The sequence below is a fragment of the Mesorhizobium oxytropidicola genome (assembly GCF_056174625.1).
Map to the genome: position 1 here is coordinate 1041164 of NZ_CM149692.1, position 16286 is coordinate 1057449.

16 protein-coding genes, 1 tRNA gene and 2 pseudogenes are annotated in these 16286 nt (G+C 64.0%); 11 read left to right on the plus strand and 8 right to left on the minus strand.

Going from position 1 to position 16286, the window contains the following annotated elements; all coding sequences use genetic code 11:
• Nucleotides 1-35: 35 nt before the first annotated feature.
• The 5 genes and pseudogenes from AC0V8S_RS05030 to AC0V8S_RS05050 all read left to right on the plus strand — a co-directional run bounded on the left by AC0V8S_RS05030 (nucleotide 36) and on the right by AC0V8S_RS05050 (nucleotide 3495).
• On the plus strand, nucleotides 36-542 hold the full coding sequence (locus AC0V8S_RS05030) for a phage tail protein (RefSeq protein ID WP_183464406.1): 507 nt from the start codon (nucleotides 36-38) through the stop codon (nucleotides 540-542).
• Between the two features lie 12 nt (nucleotides 543-554).
• On the plus strand, nucleotides 555-1058 hold the full coding sequence (locus AC0V8S_RS05035) for a phage tail protein (RefSeq protein ID WP_095202619.1): 504 nt from the start codon (nucleotides 555-557) through the stop codon (nucleotides 1056-1058).
• A gap of 9 nt (nucleotides 1059-1067) precedes the next feature.
• Nucleotides 1068-1591 (plus strand): annotated as a pseudogene (locus AC0V8S_RS05040) (phage tail protein).
• A gap of 29 nt (nucleotides 1592-1620) precedes the next feature.
• Nucleotides 1621-2931 (plus strand): VCBS repeat-containing protein, encoded by a 1311-nt coding sequence (locus tag AC0V8S_RS05045; RefSeq protein ID WP_183464405.1) that lies wholly within the window; start codon nucleotides 1621-1623, stop codon nucleotides 2929-2931.
• An 18-nt stretch (nucleotides 2932-2949) separates the two neighbouring features.
• The gene (locus tag AC0V8S_RS05050) at nucleotides 2950-3495 is read left to right on the plus strand and encodes an N-acetyltransferase family protein (protein WP_475437026.1); all 546 of its coding nucleotides are present in this window, start codon (nucleotides 2950-2952) and stop codon (nucleotides 3493-3495) included.
• 96 nt (nucleotides 3496-3591) lie between these two features.
• On the opposite strand, the gene AC0V8S_RS05055 is transcribed toward AC0V8S_RS05050, so the two are convergent.
• Nucleotides 3592-4014: a metallopeptidase family protein gene (locus AC0V8S_RS05055; RefSeq protein WP_095202623.1), complete on the minus strand. Its 423-nt coding sequence runs from the start codon at nucleotides 4012-4014 to the stop codon at nucleotides 3592-3594.
• A gap of 135 nt (nucleotides 4015-4149) precedes the next feature.
• Here AC0V8S_RS05055 and AC0V8S_RS05060 point away from each other — a divergent pair, with 135 nt between their 5' ends.
• The 4 genes and pseudogenes from AC0V8S_RS05060 to AC0V8S_RS05075 all read left to right on the plus strand — a co-directional run bounded on the left by AC0V8S_RS05060 (nucleotide 4150) and on the right by AC0V8S_RS05075 (nucleotide 10673).
• Nucleotides 4150-4782: a LysE family translocator gene (locus AC0V8S_RS05060; RefSeq protein WP_475437027.1), complete on the plus strand. Its 633-nt coding sequence runs from the start codon at nucleotides 4150-4152 to the stop codon at nucleotides 4780-4782.
• Nucleotides 4783-4893: 111 nt separating this feature from the next.
• Nucleotides 4894-5913, plus strand: coding sequence for an ImuA family protein (locus AC0V8S_RS05065; RefSeq protein WP_475437028.1), 1020 nt, complete (start codon nucleotides 4894-4896; stop codon nucleotides 5911-5913).
• Nucleotides 5855-7329, plus strand: a pseudogene (locus tag AC0V8S_RS05070) (DUF6504 family protein). Before AC0V8S_RS05065 ends, AC0V8S_RS05070 begins: the two are co-directional and overlap by 59 nt.
• Nucleotides 7326-10673: an error-prone DNA polymerase gene (locus tag AC0V8S_RS05075; protein WP_475437029.1), complete on the plus strand. Its 3348-nt coding sequence runs from the start codon at nucleotides 7326-7328 to the stop codon at nucleotides 10671-10673. The pseudogene AC0V8S_RS05070 and the gene AC0V8S_RS05075 overlap by 4 nt, the downstream one beginning before the upstream one ends.
• Before the next feature lie 286 nt (nucleotides 10674-10959).
• On the opposite strand, the gene AC0V8S_RS05080 is transcribed toward AC0V8S_RS05075, so the two are convergent.
• The 4 genes from AC0V8S_RS05080 to AC0V8S_RS05095 all read right to left on the minus strand — a co-directional run bounded on the left by AC0V8S_RS05080 (nucleotide 10960) and on the right by AC0V8S_RS05095 (nucleotide 13584).
• Entirely contained in the window at nucleotides 10960-11202 is a 243-nt protein-coding gene (locus AC0V8S_RS05080) for a Trm112 family protein (RefSeq protein ID WP_475437030.1), read from the minus strand.
• Between the two features lie 9 nt (nucleotides 11203-11211).
• Complete coding sequence (locus AC0V8S_RS05085) at nucleotides 11212-11883, minus strand: LON peptidase substrate-binding domain-containing protein (RefSeq protein ID WP_475437031.1); 672 nt, start codon at nucleotides 11881-11883, stop codon at nucleotides 11212-11214.
• A gap of 114 nt (nucleotides 11884-11997) precedes the next feature.
• On the minus strand, nucleotides 11998-13005 hold the full coding sequence (gene trxA, locus AC0V8S_RS05090) for a thioredoxin (protein ID WP_475437032.1): 1008 nt from the start codon (nucleotides 13003-13005) through the stop codon (nucleotides 11998-12000).
• An 81-nt stretch (nucleotides 13006-13086) separates the two neighbouring features.
• On the minus strand, nucleotides 13087-13584 hold the full coding sequence (locus AC0V8S_RS05095) for a prolyl-tRNA synthetase associated domain-containing protein (RefSeq protein ID WP_475437033.1): 498 nt from the start codon (nucleotides 13582-13584) through the stop codon (nucleotides 13087-13089).
• Nucleotides 13585-13795: 211 nt separating this feature from the next.
• Between AC0V8S_RS05095 and AC0V8S_RS05100 the strand changes: the two genes are divergently transcribed.
• Nucleotides 13796-13870 (plus strand) — tRNA-Gly (locus tag AC0V8S_RS05100).
• Nucleotides 13871-13970: 100 nt separating this feature from the next.
• On the opposite strand, the gene AC0V8S_RS05105 is transcribed toward AC0V8S_RS05100, so the two are convergent.
• From AC0V8S_RS05105 to AC0V8S_RS05115, 3 genes are all read right to left on the minus strand, one after another.
• The gene (locus AC0V8S_RS05105; protein WP_475437034.1) at nucleotides 13971-14702 is read right to left on the minus strand and encodes a class I SAM-dependent methyltransferase; all 732 of its coding nucleotides are present in this window, start codon (nucleotides 14700-14702) and stop codon (nucleotides 13971-13973) included.
• 131 nt (nucleotides 14703-14833) lie between these two features.
• The gene (locus tag AC0V8S_RS05110; protein ID WP_475437035.1) at nucleotides 14834-15619 is read right to left on the minus strand and encodes a SapC family protein; all 786 of its coding nucleotides are present in this window, start codon (nucleotides 15617-15619) and stop codon (nucleotides 14834-14836) included.
• Between the two features lie 121 nt (nucleotides 15620-15740).
• Complete coding sequence (locus AC0V8S_RS05115; RefSeq protein WP_475437036.1) at nucleotides 15741-15995, minus strand: hypothetical protein; 255 nt, start codon at nucleotides 15993-15995, stop codon at nucleotides 15741-15743.
• Between AC0V8S_RS05115 and AC0V8S_RS05120 the strand changes: the two genes are divergently transcribed.
• On the plus strand, nucleotides 15994-16263 hold the full coding sequence (locus AC0V8S_RS05120) for a DUF6916 family protein (protein WP_475437037.1): 270 nt from the start codon (nucleotides 15994-15996) through the stop codon (nucleotides 16261-16263). The genes AC0V8S_RS05115 and AC0V8S_RS05120 overlap by 2 nt on opposite strands.
• The last annotated feature ends 23 nt before the right edge of the window (nucleotides 16264-16286 follow it).

Consider the following 16286-nt stretch of genomic DNA (forward strand, 5'->3'; position numbering starts at 1 on the left):
TCAAATCCAAGCAAAATTGATGGTGGGGGACGTAGATGGCCGAGCCTTTTCTCTCGGAAATCAGGATAATGTCGTTCAATTTCCCGCCGAAAGGCTGGGCGTTTTGCGACGGGCAGCTCTTGCCCATCAACCAGAACCAGGGGCTGTTTTCACTGCTCGGCACCACCTTTGGCGGTGATGGGCGCGTGAACTTTGCTCTTCCCGACATGCGCGGTCGCGTGCCGAACCATACCGGCGGCATCGGCCATTTCCTCGGCGAGCGGGGCGGCGAACAGGCGCATACGCTCACCATCTCCGAGATGCCGACCCATACGCACCAGGCAAATGCTTCAAACAATGCGGGATCGGGCCAGATTCCGGGCGGCAATCTGCTGGCCAATTCCGCGCCAAATCTGCTCTATGGCCCGACGCAAAATCTCACCAACTTGCGACCCGATACGGTCACCAATGTCGGTGGCAGCCAGGCGCATCTCAACATGCAGCCGTTTTTGACATTGTGTTTCTGCATCGCCCTGCAGGGCATCTTCCCCTCGCCAAACTGACGGAGACGCACCGTGGCACAGCCTTATGTTGGTGAGATCCGTATGTTTGCCGGCAATTTTGCGCCGGCCGGCTGGATGTTCTGCGACGGACAGCTTCTACCGATCTCGGAAAACGAGACTTTGTTCAACCTGATCGGCACCACCTATGGCGGCGATGGGCAATCGACTTTCGCTCTGCCCGATTTGCGCGGCCGTCTTCCACTGCATCAGGGCAATGGCTTCACTCTGTCCGAGACTGGCGGCGTGGAGGAAGTCACTCTGAACGTAAACCAGATGCCGATGCACAGCCATCTCTTCATCGCGTCAAGCGATGTGGCGAATTCCCCGAATCCGGGCAGCAGCCTGATCGGCAGGTCGCCTCAGGTCAACATGTTCATGAATGCCGTCCCTTCGGTTCCAATGGCCGTGCAGTCACTCAGTAGTGTTGGTGGAAATCAGCCGCACACCAATTTCCAGCCTTATTTGTGCGTGGACTTCATCATATCGCTGTTTGGGATTTTCCCGTCACAGACTTAAGAGGACGTCATGGCCGATCCGTTCGTCGCCGAAATCCGGATTTTCCCGTTCAATTTTGCGCCCAAGGGCTGGGCGTTCTGCGACGGGCAACTCTGCCGCTGTCACAGAACACCGCGCTGTTTTCACTGCTTGGCACCACTTATGGCGGTAACGGCAAATCGGATTTTGCCCTGCCGGACATGCAGGGCAATGCACCCATGCATCCCGGCCAGGGTCCGGGCCTGTCGCTGCACGATCTCGGTGAGACCGGTGGCTCGGAGACGGTCACTTTGCTGGAGAGCGAAATGCCTTCGCATCCGCATCAGGTTTTGAGTGTGCCGGGCAATTTCGCCGCCAATTCGAACGTCCCCACCAACACTGCGATCGCTAAGACGGCTCAGGGGAATGTCTATACACCCGCCGCAAATCAGGTGGGGTTGTCGGGTCAGACCATCGCTCCCGCCGGCGGCGGCCAGCCGCACAACAACATGATGCCGTACATCACCTTGAGCTTCTGCATCGCGCTGCAGGGCGTGTTCCCGCCGAGAACCTGAATTCCGCGCCAACAGGCAGGACCGATACGATGGCCAAGGAAGCAACGTCAAAGTCGGCGGCACCGACCGCCACCGCGAAGACGCCGGCTCCGGCCTCCGTCGGGACCGCTGCATCCCAGACGTCGCCCAGCCTGCGGAGCATGCCGGCCGGCACGCCATTCTTCGAACTCTCGCGGCTGATGGTGGTTGCTATCGATACGGCGGCGGGGCGTTTGATCCAGAAAGCGCAGACCGCGCCGAACGGACCGTGGCCCGCGGACTGGTCGATCATCGCCCCAGGCACCTTCGTGCAGATGACGGCCGGCCTGACCAAGGACGGGCGGGTGGCCGTTGTCGCACAGCTGTCAGGGACAACCAATCTCTCCGTCATCACCGAAGACGCCAACCAGATCGGCCCGATCGACAAGTGGAGTGCGCCTCAGAACATCGGCGCACCGCCCATCGCCACGAGCTACCAGAAACTGTCGATGGCGAACGATGCCGACGGCCGCATCGAGATTTTCGTGACCGACAATCAAGGCAATATCTGGTGGATTTACCAGAATCCGGACCAGATCGTGCAGGTGCAGAAAACCATCACGCCGCCGGGCACCAAGACGCCGATCGTTGTCACTGTCGACGAACGCGTTCCGCCGGCCAAGGAGTGGAGCGACTGGCTCCAGATTCCCGGCGGCTTGGTGTCGGTCAGGGCGATCCGCCAGGCCGATGGCCGCATCGCGCTGTTCGGCATCAATTCCGGCCTTCACCTCTACCGCTGCCAGCAGTCCACGGCGGAAGCGCTGAAGGTTGCCGACTGGACGCAATGGGTGCAGATCGACACAACAGGCACCGGCGGCTTCACCGAAATGGCGCCGATTGTCGGCCCGCTCGGCGCCACCAATCTGTTCGCCTTGACGCAGAGCGGGCAGGTGCTGCACACGCGCCAGAAGCCAGCCGGCACCGACAGCTGGTCGCCCTGGGCCATGACCGAATACAGCCGGGTTGCCAAATATACGCTGGCTGCCGGCATCGAGGGCAATGGCGACATCATGCTTGTCGCGTCCGACCAGCAGCACGTTCACTCCTTCAACGCCCAGTATGACGCTGCCACGCAGAACTGGTCGGGGTGGCGCGATTTCAACGCCTCCGGCGCGAATACAAGGCTGACGCTCGACTACAATGCCGACGGCCGCGTCGCTTTGTTCAGCCTGATGAGCGGCGGCGCACCCAACGACAACTCACTGTGGACGCTGTCGCAAATGAACATCGACAGCACCGAGTGGGAGGATGCCTGGGTGTCGCTTGCCAGCAGCAACGTCAACCAGGCCATCGTGGTGCGCGACCTGACGCCGCCGGTCTGACGATTGAATTCTGGCAGCGTGGCAGAAGAAGCAAAGCAGGCACATCGGCTTCCAGCCTGGTCCCGGTCGCTGAAGGCCGGGCTCGGCTTCCGTCCGTCGACCGAGGCGGATCTGCCGTTCCTGTCGCGGCTCTACGCCTCGACGCGCCTGGAAGAACTCGCCGTGACCGCGTGGAGCGAGGCGCAGAAGGCCGCCTTCCTCGACATGCAGTTCCAGGCGCAGCATGCCCACTACAGAAAACACTATCCCGAGGCTGACTGGCTGGTGGTGGCGCGGGCCGGGCAGGACATCGGCCGGCTCTATGTCGAGCGCTGGCCAAGCCAGCACCGCATCATCGACATCGCGCTCCTGCCCAGCCATCGCCGCAAGGGCTACGGTTCCGCACTGCTGCGCGACCTGATCGAAGAGGCATGGTTAGCCGGCAAATCAGCGTCGATCCATGTCGAGAAGAACAACCCGGCAAGGCGGCTCTATGTCGAGCTTGGCTTCGCCGTGGTCGAGGACAAGGGCGTCTATGATTTGATGGCGTGTGCACCGCCTGGGGGTGATGCGGTCGGGGTGTGACTGCCGGTTGCAGCTGGTGCCGGATACGCAGGCTGGTCGTCTGTTCAGCGGCCAATCGCAAACGTTGGCGATTGGCCAAACCTCACCCGAAGAGGGCTATTCGGCCGCTTCCTCGATCCGCTCCATATCCTCGTCCGACAGGCCGAAATGGTGGCCGATCTCGTGGATCAGCACATGGGTGACGATGTCGCCCAGCGTCTCCTCGTTCTCGGCCCAGTAGTCGAGCATGGCGCGGCGGTAGAGCGTGATGCGGTTCGGGCCTTCGCCGGTCTGCGGGTTCCAGCGCTCGGCGATGCCGCGTCCCTCGAACAGGCCGAGCAGGTCGAACGGCGTCTCCAGCGACAGATCGTCCATGATCTCGTCGGTCGGGAATTCGGCGATCTGGATGACGATCTCGCCGGTCAGCTTGCGAAAATCCTCCGGCAAATGGGCGTAGGCCTCCAGCGCCAGGAACTCCAGCTCCTCCATCGAGGGCGCAAGTTCGCCATGCCAGGTGCGGGTCTTGTAGATGCGGGCCATGCTTTGTCCTTTGACCCGGCATATAGGCTTTCGCACCGGTCGAGGCAAATGAAGCGGCAATTCCTGCCGCGGCACCTTTGCCGTCGCCGAGGAATCGCGTAGGGGTCGGTTCCGGCCATCTCTCAGGGAGTTCTCATGCCGGACCTTTCCACCATCGGACTTTTCGCCATTGCCTGCCTCGCCTTGACCGCGACGCCGGGGCCGGACATGCTGCTGATCGCCTCCCGCAGCGCCAGCCAGGGGCACGCCTCGGGCCTTGCGACCTATGCCGGCATCGCCGCCGGCACCTATTGCCACGCGCTGGCCGCCGCCTTCGGCCTGTCGCAACTGTTCCTGGCAGCGCCCATCGCCTACGACATCGTGCGCTATGCCGGCGCGGCCTACCTCGCCTGGCTCGCCTGGAAGGCGTTCCGTTCCGACGGAACGGCATTTGCCCCGGTCGCCGGCCTGCCGCGCTATTCGCGAAGCCGGATTTTCCGGCAAGGCCTGCTGACCAATCTGCTCAACCCGAAGATGGCGCTGTTCGTGCTGGCGCTGTTCCCGCAATTCGTACGCCTCGAGACCGGTTCCGTCGCCGGCCAGATCCTGCTGCTGGCGACCGTGCTCAACCTGATCGGGCTGGTGGTCAACGGCCTGGTCATCCTGACCGCCAGCCGGATCGGAGCCGCCTTGTCGAGGCGCACACGGTTCCAGCGGGCGCCGCAAATCCTGCTCGGAACGGTATTCGCGGGGCTCGCCGCACGGCTGGCTCTAGGCGGCCAGCGCTGAAGAGCACGCGTTCGCAGGAATAAATTCCTTATGACTCTGCTTGACTCTTCCAGCTCCCTCTGGAATCTATAGGAACATAACAGGAACAATTGTGAGTGGACACTGACCGTCATGGCGATGACCGCCGTGGCGCGGGAGACTGTTTTTGCCCTGCGCCGCCAGATCGCGAAGATCGAGGGAACGCTGCCCGAGCGCCTGCAGGCGCCGGCTGGCGCGCCGCTTGATGCCGACGGCGGCGGCGATGCCGATCTCACGATCGTGCGGCGCGGTCTTGCCGCGGCCTTGCCGGATGCCTTCCTGCCGATCGGCATCGAAGGGCTCGATGCCGCCCTGAGCGGTGGCCTGCCGAAAGCGGCGCTCAGCGAAATCCATGGCCTGGAAACCCGCGATGCCGGAGCCGTCGCCGGTTTTGCCCTGTCACTCACCAGCCTGATCCTCAAACGGGCGCAAGGGCTGCCGGTTTTGTGGATCGGCACCACGGAAATCTTTCGCGAGGCGGGCTTTCCCTATGCCAGGGGGCTGCAGGCCTCCTTCGGCATTGAACCAGAACAATTGCTGTTTTCCGAGGCGCCAAAACTCGTCGATGCGTTGTGGATCGCCGAGGAAGCAGCGCGGATGACGGCGCTCGCCGCCGTCATCCTGGAAATCCGCGGCAACCCGCAACGGCTGGACCTGACCGCGACGCGCCGGCTGCATGCGAGGGCGCAAAGTGCGGGCCGCCCCGTATTCCTGCTGCGGCAGGCGGCCGAACCCGAACCGACGGCGGCGCCCGTCCGCCTCATCGTCGCGTCGGCGCCGGCGGTGCCGCGCGCCACGGTCGCCGGGCCGCTCGCCGGTTCGATCGGCCGCCCCGCCTTCACCATCAGCATCGGCAAGAGCCGCACGGCCCTGCCTGGACAATTCACACTGGAGTGGAACCCCGATGAACGCGTATTCGACGAAAGAAGGGGCGAGGAAAGACACCGGGCAAAGAATCCTGTCCCTGTGGTTTCCCTATCTGGCGGCCGAAAGAATCCTGCGGCAGCGTCTGGGGCGGTCGTGGCGTTCCCGGCCGTCGGATCACCCGCCACTGGTGATCAGCCACCGCCAGGGCAACGCCCAGCGCATCTCAGCCCTCGACGAGCGGGCTGAGGCGCTGCACCTGAAACGCGACATGGGCATTGCCGATGCGCGCGCCATGCATCCCTGTATCGACATCGTCGAGGCCGATCCGGACGCAGACCGGCGCCTGCTCGAAGGCCTTGCCGACTGGTGCGACCGCTACACCCCGCTGGTGGCGCTGGACGGGCGGACGGCCTGTTCCTCGACGTCACCGGCTGCACCCATCTGTTCGGCGGCGAACGCGCCATGCTGGACGACATCCTGTCGCGCTTCTTCCATCAGGGTTTCGATGTCCGCACCGGCCTTGCCCCGACGCCGGGCGCGGCCTGGGCGGCGGCCCGCTTTTGCGGCGACCGCATCGTCGACGGCGGCGACGAGGAAGCCCTGCTGGCACCCTTGCCGCTCGCCGCACTGCGCATCGACCCGGCGACCCGCGCCAGCCTGGAAAGTGTCGGCCTGCGCACGGCGGGCGCCGTCATGGCGGCACCGCGCGCGCCGCTTGCCCGCCGCTTCGGCGCCACTTTGCTGTTGCGTCTCGACCAGGCGCTTGGCCGTCTCGACGAGGCGGTGTCGCCGCGCCTTCCCGTCGCGCCGCTTTCGGTCGAACGGCATCTCGCCGAACCCGTCACGCTCACCGAGGACATCGAGCGGCTGGTCGGCCTGCTGGCGACGACCTTGAAGGGCGATCTCGAGCGCCGCGGCGAGGGCGCCCGGACGCTGGCGCTGCTGCTTTTCCGTGTCGATGGCGCTGTCAGCCGCATCGCGCTCGGCACCTCGCGGCCGATGCGCGATCCCAGGCTGATCCAAAAGCTGTTCCATGAAAGGCTGGCGGCGCTCGAGCAGGACATCGATGCCGGCTATGGCTTTGATCTGGTGCGGCTTTCGGTGCTGGCCGCCGCCGCTTTCGACATGGCGCAGGCCGATCTGACCGGCGAGGTGACCGATGACGGCGCCGACATCGCGCTGTTCGCCGACCGCATCCGCGCCCGGCTCGGCGAAGGCGCCGTGCTGCAGCCGGTCACGGTGGAAAGCCATCTGCCGGAACGTGCCGTCGCCATCGTCCCCTTCAGCGAAGCGCCGCGCCGGACCACGCCGCCGAAGAGACCGGACAGGGTGCAGGCGCCCACAACCATCTTTCCGCCGGAACGCCCGATCCGGCTGTTCCGTGCGCCCGAGCCGATCGAGGTGCCGGCCACCGAAATGCCGGAGGGGCCGCCGCTCAATTTCCGCTGGCGGCGCGCGCTCTACCGGGTCACCCGTGCCGAGGGGCCGGAACGCATCGCCGCCGAATGGTGGCAGGAAGTGCCAGGCGACGCGGCGGCATCGACGCGCGACTATTTCCGCATCGAGGATGCCGACGGCCGCCGCTACTGGCTCTACCGGCAAGGGCTTTACGGCGGCTCGCAAGCCGCGCCGCGCTGGTTCATGCACGGGGTCTTCGCATGAACGCGCTGACCGTCATCCCCTATGCCGAGTTCGGCATCCAGTCGAATTTCTCCTTCCTGCGCGGTGCCTCCAAGCCGGAGGAGCTGGTGGTCGCGGCCAAGCTCTTGGGTTTCTCGGCGATCGGCCTTGCCGACCGCAACACGGTGGCCGGCGTGGTGCGCGCCTGGCAGCAGGCCAAGGTCGAAAAACTCGCCTATCACCCCGGCTGCCGGCTGGTTTTTGGCGACGGCACGCCGGATATTCTCGCCTATCCCAGGAACCGCGCCGGCTGGGGGCATCTGTGCCGCATGCTCACCCAAGCCAATCTGCGCGACGAAAACGAAAAGGGCGCCACCCTTCTCCAGCGCAGCGATCTGCTCGAATGGGGAGACCTGATGTCGCTGGCGGTGCTGCCCGATCTGGCGGCTGGCGCTGAAGACAGTCTCGCTTTGCTCCGCCAGCTCAAGGACCGCTTCGGCAGGGCCCTGCGGCTTGGCGTCTCGCCCTGTTATGCGGGCAATGACCGCTTCCGGATCGAGCAGGCGGCGGCGTTTGCCCAGAGCACCGGCATCCCGCTGATGGCGACCAACGATGTGCTCTACCACACGGCCGAACGGCGGCCGCTGCAGGACGTGCTGACCGCGATCCGCCTCAACACACCCGTTGCCGAGGTCGGGCTGGAACTCACCGCCAATGCCGAACGCCATCTAAAACCGCCGCTGGAAATGGCCCGCCTGTTCCGCAGGCATCCGCAGGCTCTGGCCGAGACCTTGCGATTTGCGGAAGAGCTGACCTTCTCGCTCAGCGACCTTCAGTACAATTACCCCGACGAGCCGACGGAATCGGGCCTCGGGCCGCAGGCCGAGCTGGAGAGGCTGGCGCGGGAAGGTGCGGTGAGGCGCTTCCCGGGCGGTGTCCCGGCCAGCGTCATAAAACGCATCCAGGAAGAGCTCGCCCTGATCGAGCGGCTGAATTACGCGCGCTACTTCCTGACTGTCTACGACATCATCAAATTCGCCCGCGGCCAGAACATCCTCTGCCAGGGCCGAGGGTCGGCCGCCAATTCGATCATCTGTTTCTGCATCGGCATCACCGAGGTGGGACCGGACAAGATCGACACGCTGTTCGAGCGCTTCATTTCCGAGGAGAGGAACGAGCCGCCTGACATCGACGTCGACTTCGAGCATGAGCGGCGCGAAGAGGTGATGCAGTACATCTATACGAAATACAGTTCCAAACGCACGGCGCTTGCCGCCGCCGTCATCAGCTATCGCGGCCGCTCGGCGTTGCGCGAAGTGTCCAAGGCGATGGGCCTGTCGGAGGATGTCCGGGCGTCCCTGTCCGGCTCGATCTGGGGCTGGTCGACCTCGGAACTCGGCGAGAAGGAAGCCCGCGCCGGCGGCCTCGACCGCAGCGACCCGACATCGCGGCATGTGATGGAACGGGCCAACGAGATCATGGGCTTTCCCCGTCACCTCTCCCAGCATGTCGGCGGCTTCGTCATCACCAGGGACCGGCTCGACGAGATCGTGCCCATCGTCAAGACGGCGATGGACGCGCGCAAGATGGTCGAATGGGACAAGGACGATCTCGACGCGGTGAAGATCCTCAAGGTCGATGTGCTGGCGCTCGGCATGCTGACCTGCCTCCAGCGCGCCTTCACTCTGCTTATGGACCATTATCCAAAAGCCCGGGATCCGTATGGCCAACCCTATGTGCTCGCCACCTTGCCGCCGGAAGACAGGCGCGTCTACGACATGATCGGCCGCGCCGACACGCTCGGTGTCTTCCAGATCGAATCGCGCGCCCAGATGTCGATGCTGCCAAGGCTCAAACCAAAGGATTTCTACGACCTTGTCATCGAAGTGGCGATCGTCCGGCCTGGCCCGATCCAGGGCGACATGGTGCATCCCTATCTGCGCCGCCGGCAAGGCAAGGAGAAACCCGAATATCAAAAACCGGAGCTTGAGGCGATCCTCAGCAAGACGCTGGGCGTGCCGCTGTTCCAGGAGCAGGCGATGAAGATCGCCATCGTCGCCGGCGGCTTCAAGCCGGGCGAGGCCGACGAATTGCGCCGCGCCATGGCCACCTTCAAGCGCACCGGCACCATCGGCAATTACCGCGACCGTATGATCAACGGCATGGTCGGCAAGGGCTACACCAGGGATTTCGCCGAGCGCTGCTTCAAGCAGATCGAGGGTTTTGGCGAATACGGCTTTCCCGAAAGCCACGCCGCCTCCTTCGCCTTGCTCGTCTATGCCTCGTGCTGGTTCAAGACCTTCTATCCCGACGTGTTCTGCGCCGCGATCCTGAATTCGCAGCCGATGGGTTTTTACCAGCCGGCGCAACTGGTGCGCGACGCGCGCGACCATGGCGTCGACATCCGCGACGTCGACGTCAATTACTCCGTCTGGGACTGCACTTTGGAAAAAGCGCCTTTCGATCCGGCCCGCATCCTGCCCCGCCATGCCGATATGCGCGGTGTCATCGAGACAAACCATGCGCTGCGGCTCGGCTTCCGGCAGATCAAGGGTCTGTCCAAGGAACGGATGGAGGATTTCGTAAAGCGGCGGGGTTCAGGCTACTCGACCGTCCGTGACGTCTGGCTGCGCTCCGGTCTCGATGTCGACGAGATCGAGCGGCTGGCGCAGGCCGATGCCTTTCGCTCGATCGGCCTCGACCGCCGTGCCGCGCTTTGGGAAGTGCGCGCGCTGGGCGCCAAGAGTGCCGCCGAAAAGCTGCCGCTGTTCGACCAGCCGGCGCTGCGCCTGCGCGAGCTGGAGCCCGAGACGAAGCTGCCGACAATGCCGCTCGGCGAGCATGTCATCCACGACTACCGCTCGCTCGGCCTGTCGCTGAAGGCGCACCCCGTGGCCTTCCTGCGCGAGCGGCTCGACCGCGCCGGCGTCACGCCCAATGCCAACCTGCCATCGGTGCGCGACGGCAGGCGCGTTTCCGTCGCCGGCCTCGTGCTGGTGCGGCAGCGCCCCGGCAAGGGCAACGCGATCTTTCTCACGCTGGAAGACGACAAGGCCGTCGCCAATGTTATCTTCTGGGAACGGACCTTTACCCGCTTCCGCCCCATCGTCATGGGCGCGCGGTTCGTCAAGGTGACCGGGAAATTGCAGTCGGAATCGGATGTGATCCATATCGTCGCGGAGAAGATCGAGGATCTGACACCCTGGCTGACCGTGCTCCTGGAAAAGGTCAGCGGGGCTGGAGCGCCGGGCGCCGAACCCCCGGCCACCAGGGCGGAGCCTCCGGATCGAGATGCCCGACCACGCAACGCGCCAGCCGGCCAGGATCTCGCAACGCTGTCGGAAGAGGCGGAACAGGTCATGCCCAAGGGGCGCAATTTTCAGTAGGCGCGGCCCCTACCTTCGTCATCTGAAGAAACGCTGTGATCCTTCGCGCCCCCCTCTGTCCTGCCGGACATCTCCCCCACAAGGGGGGAGATTGGCTGACATCCCGGCTTTCGCCAATCTCCAACGTTGAAAGGCGGGCTGGACGGCGAAGCTGCCGATCTCCCCCCTCGTGGGGGAGATGCCCGGTAGGGCAGAGGGGGCGCTGTCCCGCCAGCCTCTCAAACTTCAACGCCCAACTGCTTCGCGGCTCTTCCTTGGGAGAACAAACGATGGATGGCTATGCAGTTCAGGCCGGCCCACTCAGTCTTGGCGGCGCCAGTACATCCTCCGCCGAGAGCGTCCGCGCCTCCGAAGGCAGCATGATCGGAATGCCGTCGCGCACCGGATAAGCCAACTTGGCGACCCGCGAGACCAACTCACCGCGTTCCGGATCCCAGGCCAGCGGCCCCTTGGTCAACGGGCAGGCCAGCAGCTCCAGCAGCTTGGGATCGACATTGAAGTTCTTTGCGTCACGCCCATCCGCCGCCATCGCACCCTCTTATTGTAGACTCGAACCAAAATCCTCATTCTCGCGCGCCAGCGCCATTTCGGTGATGGCGATCAGCGTTTCGGCCCGCGTCTTCAAGTCGGCGGCTTCGAGCAGCGCCTGTTTCTCGGCCGGCCCGTAGGGCGCCATCATCGACAGCGCATTGACCAGCATGGCATTTTCGGCGCGGCTGACGCTTTCCCAGTCGGCCTCGAGATCGTTGGCCTGCAGATAGGCGCGAAATGCCTTCAGCAGTGCCGGCCGGTCGATCTCGTTCGCTGCCGGATCGTCATCGAGATCGGCGAGGAAGGGCGACGGCTTGGCCTGGCGAAACGGCGTCTTGACCGTCAGCTCATGGGCGATGCGGAAGCGGAACACGCCCTGCAGCGAGATGAGGTAGCGGCCGTCGCCGGTTTCGGAAAAGGCAATGATGCGACCGGCGCAGCCGACATTGCAGAGCTGAGGTTCGCCATCCTCGCGCAGCGCGCCGTCGAGACTGGGCTGGATGATGCCGATCAGCCGCGAACCGGCGACCGCCTCGTCCACCATCTGCAGATAGCGCGGCTCGAAGATGTTGAGCGGCATGCGGCCACCCGGCAACAGCAGCGCGCCCTCGAGCGGAAAGATCGGGATCGTCGACGGCAGATCCTTGGCCAGCCGGTAATGCGCGTTTCCCGCTTGCACCACATTCCTCCGATCGACTTCTTCCGCCGAGATCATCGGCCTGGCCGAAGTCAGCTTCCTAATCTGGCGCGGCCGCCGCCGCCGCCAAGCCCATGCGACGAAACAGCCGCCGGCTCAGGAAAACAGCAGCGCCGACAATTTGCGCCGCGCCGCCAGTGTCGCCTCGTCGGTCATGCCCCAGGCCTCGAAAAACTGCAGCAATTGCGTCCTGGCGCCATCCTCGTTCCAGGCGCGGTCGGCCTTGATGATGGCCAGCAGATTGTCGGCGGCGGCCGTGCGCTCGCCCCTGGCATTCTGGATCATGGCCAGGTCGAAACGCGCCTGGTGGTCCTTGGGGTTTTCCGCCAGGCGGCGCTCGAACTCGGCCGGATTGCCCAGTTCCGCCGCCTGCGCGGCGAGTGCCATCTTGGCGCGCAAGGCGGCCAGCGCCGGCGCGTCCTTCTTGGCCTCGGGCGCCGTAGCCAGCAACGCCTCGGCGCCTTGCGTGTCGCCGGCCTCGAACAGCAGCTCGCCCAGTCCGGCGATCGCCTCGATCGTCTCCGGCGCCTGCGCCAGGATGGCGTCAAAAATGTCGGCGGCGGTCTGCATGTCGCCGGCGTCGCGGGCTTCGGTCGCCGCCGCCAGCGCCTCGGCCACGGCCGGGGCGCCATTGCCCTTGCCGCCGACCTTGGTGATGAATTCGGCGATCTGGCTCTCGGGGATGGCGCCCATGAAGCCATCGACCGGCTGGCCGTCCTTGAAGGCGATGACCGCGGGAATGGACTGGATGCCGAGTTGGCCGGCGATCGAAGGATGATCGTCGATGTTCATCTTGACCAGCTTGACCTTGCCGCCGGCGGCCCGGACCGCCTTTTCCAGCTGCGGCGTCAGCTGCTTGCAAGGCCCGCACCATGGCGCCCAGAAATCCACCAGCACCGGCTGGCGGCGCGATTCCTGGATGACGTCGGCGGCGAAGGCCGCGGTCGTGGTGTCCTTGATGACATCGCCGGCGGGAGGCGCGGCAGGCGCATCGCCAAGCGAGACCTTTGCTGGCGCGGGGGCGGTTCCGCCATACTGAACGGTGGTGGCATATTGGCCGCCACTGCTGCCGAATGACCCGCCAAACGGCTTGTTGTCGCTCATCTCGTCACCCTTTCGGTCGCGCCGCCGGCCCGCGGGTCGGCGCCATGTCATTGGAAGTCGGTTTCGCCATGCATGTGGCGATCATGCCGAGACTTTCAAGATAGCAGCATCGTGCCCGGTTGCCTCGACGAATCTGATGAGATCGCTAGCGGCGATCGATGTCGTCGCCTCATTGGTCAGCGGATGGCCGTTGATGACGGCATGCGCCATCAGATCCTCGTCGAGCACCAGCTTGACCCTTTTCGCCGTGTCGTTGATGACGCCGAAGACGGTGACGGCGCCCGGCGAGACGCCCAGAAGCTCCATCAGCATCTCCGGCTTGCCGAAGGAAACACGGCTGGCGGCGCCGATCAGCTGGTGGATCTGCTTGAGATCGACGACCGCGTCTTCGCCGACGGTGACCAGGAAGAAATTGTCCTTCTTGTCCTTCAGGAACAGGTTTTTCGTGTGCCCGCCGGCAATTTCGCCGCGCAGCGCCTGCGAATCCGCAACCGTATAGAGCGGCGGGTGGCGTTTCGTCGAAACGGTGATGCCGAGTTCGGCGAGAAAGGCAAAAAGTTCGGCTTCGGTCTTCGGCATCGGTCTGCTTCTTCGTCGTTTTCCGCCTTGCCGTTTACGGCCAATGCGGTGGCCGACACAAGGCCGTCGCACAACGGCGTGGCGAAATCCTTGCGGCGCGGGCGGTTTGCCGGCATCGTTTGGCGTGTTGAAAAAAGCCTGCGATTTCCCTGTTGCAATCGCCGCGCTCTTCAGCCATATAGGCCCGGCTTGCGGCCAAGACGCCGTGTGAGCGGGTGTAGCTCAGGGGTAGAGCACAACCTTGCCAAGGTTGGGGTCGAGCGTTCGAATCGCTTCACCCGCTCCAATTTCCTCTCGGAAATCAAGCATCGAAAACGGTCGCCTTAGGCGGCCGTTTTGCTTTGGCGGCCGCAATCTGATCGCCCCCAGCCGCCTGACACCATCGCTCAGCGTTTGATCCGGATGCCGATACCCATGACTCTGTCGGAACTGGAGTGATGCAAAAATTCATGGAAATCGGCGCGTCCCGACTCCTCGATCTTTAGCTCCCTCCAGAATTTCGGGACGGTATCGTCTCCGCAAAGTCGATCGTTTATATCGTGAAACATGCAGAGGCGCGCCTGCCGGCCCACATTTTGGTAGTCGCGGGCAACCCATTCGTAGGAGTGATTTCCATCGATAAGAACGAGATCAAATACTTCTTCGGCGAACGCGTCCGACGTCTTGCCGCCTAGAAACTTGACGGGTGTCTTGAAGGCGATGCGCGAGCAAGCCGGAAGAGAGGGAGCGATATCGATCGTCGTCGCTTTCAGGCCAGGATTGAGTCTCGACAGACATGCTGCCATGAAGGAAAATGTGAAGCCGTCGCAAGTTCCCACCTCAAGAAAGCTGACGATCCGTTGGCTGGCCAACAGCACCATGGCTTCCGCCAGTTGCCTCGGAATCTGCCACAAACCGGGCGCATGGAAGTTCATGTCACTGACATCGTCTCCATAGATTCCACGCCGGTCATGGCGCAGGCCAATCTGACGGATTTTCGTTTCGAGAAAAGTGCCATGCGAAAGCGCTTCCACTTTCACATCTTCAATCTCACGAACAATGCGTTCTAGCCTGCTGATCGCGAAACGCGAACTCAGTGCATAAATCGATTTTCTGACAAGTTGCTTGAGTGAGGGCATTTGCGGATCGCGATCCCTGGGAGCCTCGAGTGCATAGCAAGCCGCAGGGTCCGGCAAGACGGCAGTGCTTCTTCGCTGCTTGAGCCTTGCGAAATCACCGCTTCCGACGCGACATCACCCCGCCGCCGCCCTCACCCCGCCTTGCGCAGCGATGCCTGGTGCACCAGACACGTCCAGCTGTTGGTCGAGGCGAGGTGGCAGTAGAGCAGGCCGAGCGCGCCGGATTTTCTGAGGTCGAGGAAGGCCTCGTCGCTCAGTTTGTTGAAGGCCGGCTCGTCGATCACCTGGAAATCGGTGAGGTTGAGCACCTCGCCGCCTTCCAGCGTCACCTTGCTCTGGCGCGGCGCGAACAGGCCATGCGCGTCGATCTTGTCGATCATTTCGCGGGTGGCCCTGAAGTCGATCTGGAACTGGTTGCAGAAGGCGAGCGCCTGCTTGGTCGCTTCGGTCGGCTCGTTGCCGCTGAAGAACGGCGCGATCTTGTCTTCGCGGAAGGGTGCCATGAGCTGGTCGATGACGCGCTCGCTTGCTCGGTCCACGCACAGCGTCAGTCGGCCCGATGTGGTCGGGTCCTCGGCAAGGATGAAGGGATAGCGGCGGACATAGGCGGGGACGTAGTGCGGCGCGGTCCACCGGCCATCGGCGTCGACGAACAGGTTCTCGCCCTGGCGCACGCCGGTGATGATGACAGGCGCCTTGCCGGGGCCGATGAAGACGATCGGGTAGGAGCGCATCGCCGCCGGCATTTCCGACGCCACCACCGGAATGGCATGCGCGGTGCGTGCGAAGGCAAAGTCGCTGCGCGCGGTCAGGCCGAGCGAGCCGTGCCGCACCGGATTGAGCGCTTCGGGTTTGGAATAGAACAGCGGCATGGCGTCTGCCGGCGCTGCTTGCGTCATTGCCTCGTTGTCAGCCATGGTCCCGTCCCTTCTCCCGCCAGCCGATCAGGCCGGTTCCTCCGCATCAGATCCCAAGACTGGCATCTGCTCTTGTTGCGCTGATCTTGACCGGGCCAGACTCCGGCGCTGGAACAAAGTACTACAGTGTCCGCAGCACGCATAAAAGCACGACCGCCGCGTATTTTGCGGTTTGCCCCGGCGAATTGTCTCGCCCAGCGCTCGGATAGGCTGACGGGCCTATGGACAGCCTGCCGCGAAGCGGCGAGATTGCCGCCACGAGCAATTGCAGGAAAAATGTGAAACGGTTTTCCTGCAATTGCGGGAAATAAAGGTTGGAGCGGGGCGGCGTCAAACACTGAACCGCTCCAGCAAGCGGATTGAGGCTGAATGGCATGGCGTCGGTAACGGATTTCGAACAGGGTCAAGAGTTCACCGTCGAGGCCGGCGGCAGGCCGGTCCCGCTGGAGCTGAGCGCGGTCAACCCTATTCCCGCCAGCCCGCGTCCGGGCGGCGGCTTTTCGCTGATGTTCCGGGGCCCGCGCGAAACGCCGCTGCCGCAAGCGACCTATCGCTTCGCCGGCAAGAGCGGGGTGCACGACATCTTCATCGTGCCCGTGGCAGCCGATGCGTCCGGCCGGCTTTACGAGGCGGTGTTCAATTAGGCCGGTGAAGCGGACTTTTGAAG

What these genes read in the sequence shown, in the direction of transcription:
- trxA (WP_475437032.1), bottom strand. Translation starts at nt 13,005, where the DNA reads ATGAGCGACAACAAGCCGTTTGGCGGGTCATTCGGCAGCAGTGGCGGC.
- AC0V8S_RS05030 (WP_183464406.1), top strand. Translation starts at nt 36, where the DNA reads ATGGCCGAGCCTTTTCTCTCGGAAATCAGGATAATGTCGTTCAATTTC.
- AC0V8S_RS05060 (WP_475437027.1), top strand. Translation starts at nt 4,150, where the DNA reads ATGCCGGACCTTTCCACCATCGGACTTTTCGCCATTGCCTGCCTCGCC.
- AC0V8S_RS05055 (WP_095202623.1), bottom strand. Translation starts at nt 4,014, where the DNA reads ATGGCCCGCATCTACAAGACCCGCACCTGGCATGGCGAACTTGCGCCC.
- AC0V8S_RS05105 (WP_475437034.1), bottom strand. Translation starts at nt 14,702, where the DNA reads ATGCCCTCACTCAAGCAACTTGTCAGAAAATCGATTTATGCACTGAGT.
- AC0V8S_RS05075 (WP_475437029.1), top strand. Translation starts at nt 7,326, where the DNA reads ATGAACGCGCTGACCGTCATCCCCTATGCCGAGTTCGGCATCCAGTCG.
- AC0V8S_RS05120 (WP_475437037.1), top strand. Translation starts at nt 15,994, where the DNA reads ATGGCGTCGGTAACGGATTTCGAACAGGGTCAAGAGTTCACCGTCGAG.
- AC0V8S_RS05110 (WP_475437035.1), bottom strand. Translation starts at nt 15,619, where the DNA reads ATGGCTGACAACGAGGCAATGACGCAAGCAGCGCCGGCAGACGCCATG.
- AC0V8S_RS05045 (WP_183464405.1), top strand. Translation starts at nt 1,621, where the DNA reads ATGGCCAAGGAAGCAACGTCAAAGTCGGCGGCACCGACCGCCACCGCG.
- AC0V8S_RS05115 (WP_475437036.1), bottom strand. Translation starts at nt 15,995, where the DNA reads ATGCCATTCAGCCTCAATCCGCTTGCTGGAGCGGTTCAGTGTTTGACG.
- AC0V8S_RS05080 (WP_475437030.1), bottom strand. Translation starts at nt 11,202, where the DNA reads ATGGCGGCGGATGGGCGTGACGCAAAGAACTTCAATGTCGATCCCAAG.
- AC0V8S_RS05065 (WP_475437028.1), top strand. Translation starts at nt 4,894, where the DNA reads ATGGCGATGACCGCCGTGGCGCGGGAGACTGTTTTTGCCCTGCGCCGC.
- AC0V8S_RS05095 (WP_475437033.1), bottom strand. Translation starts at nt 13,584, where the DNA reads ATGCCGAAGACCGAAGCCGAACTTTTTGCCTTTCTCGCCGAACTCGGC.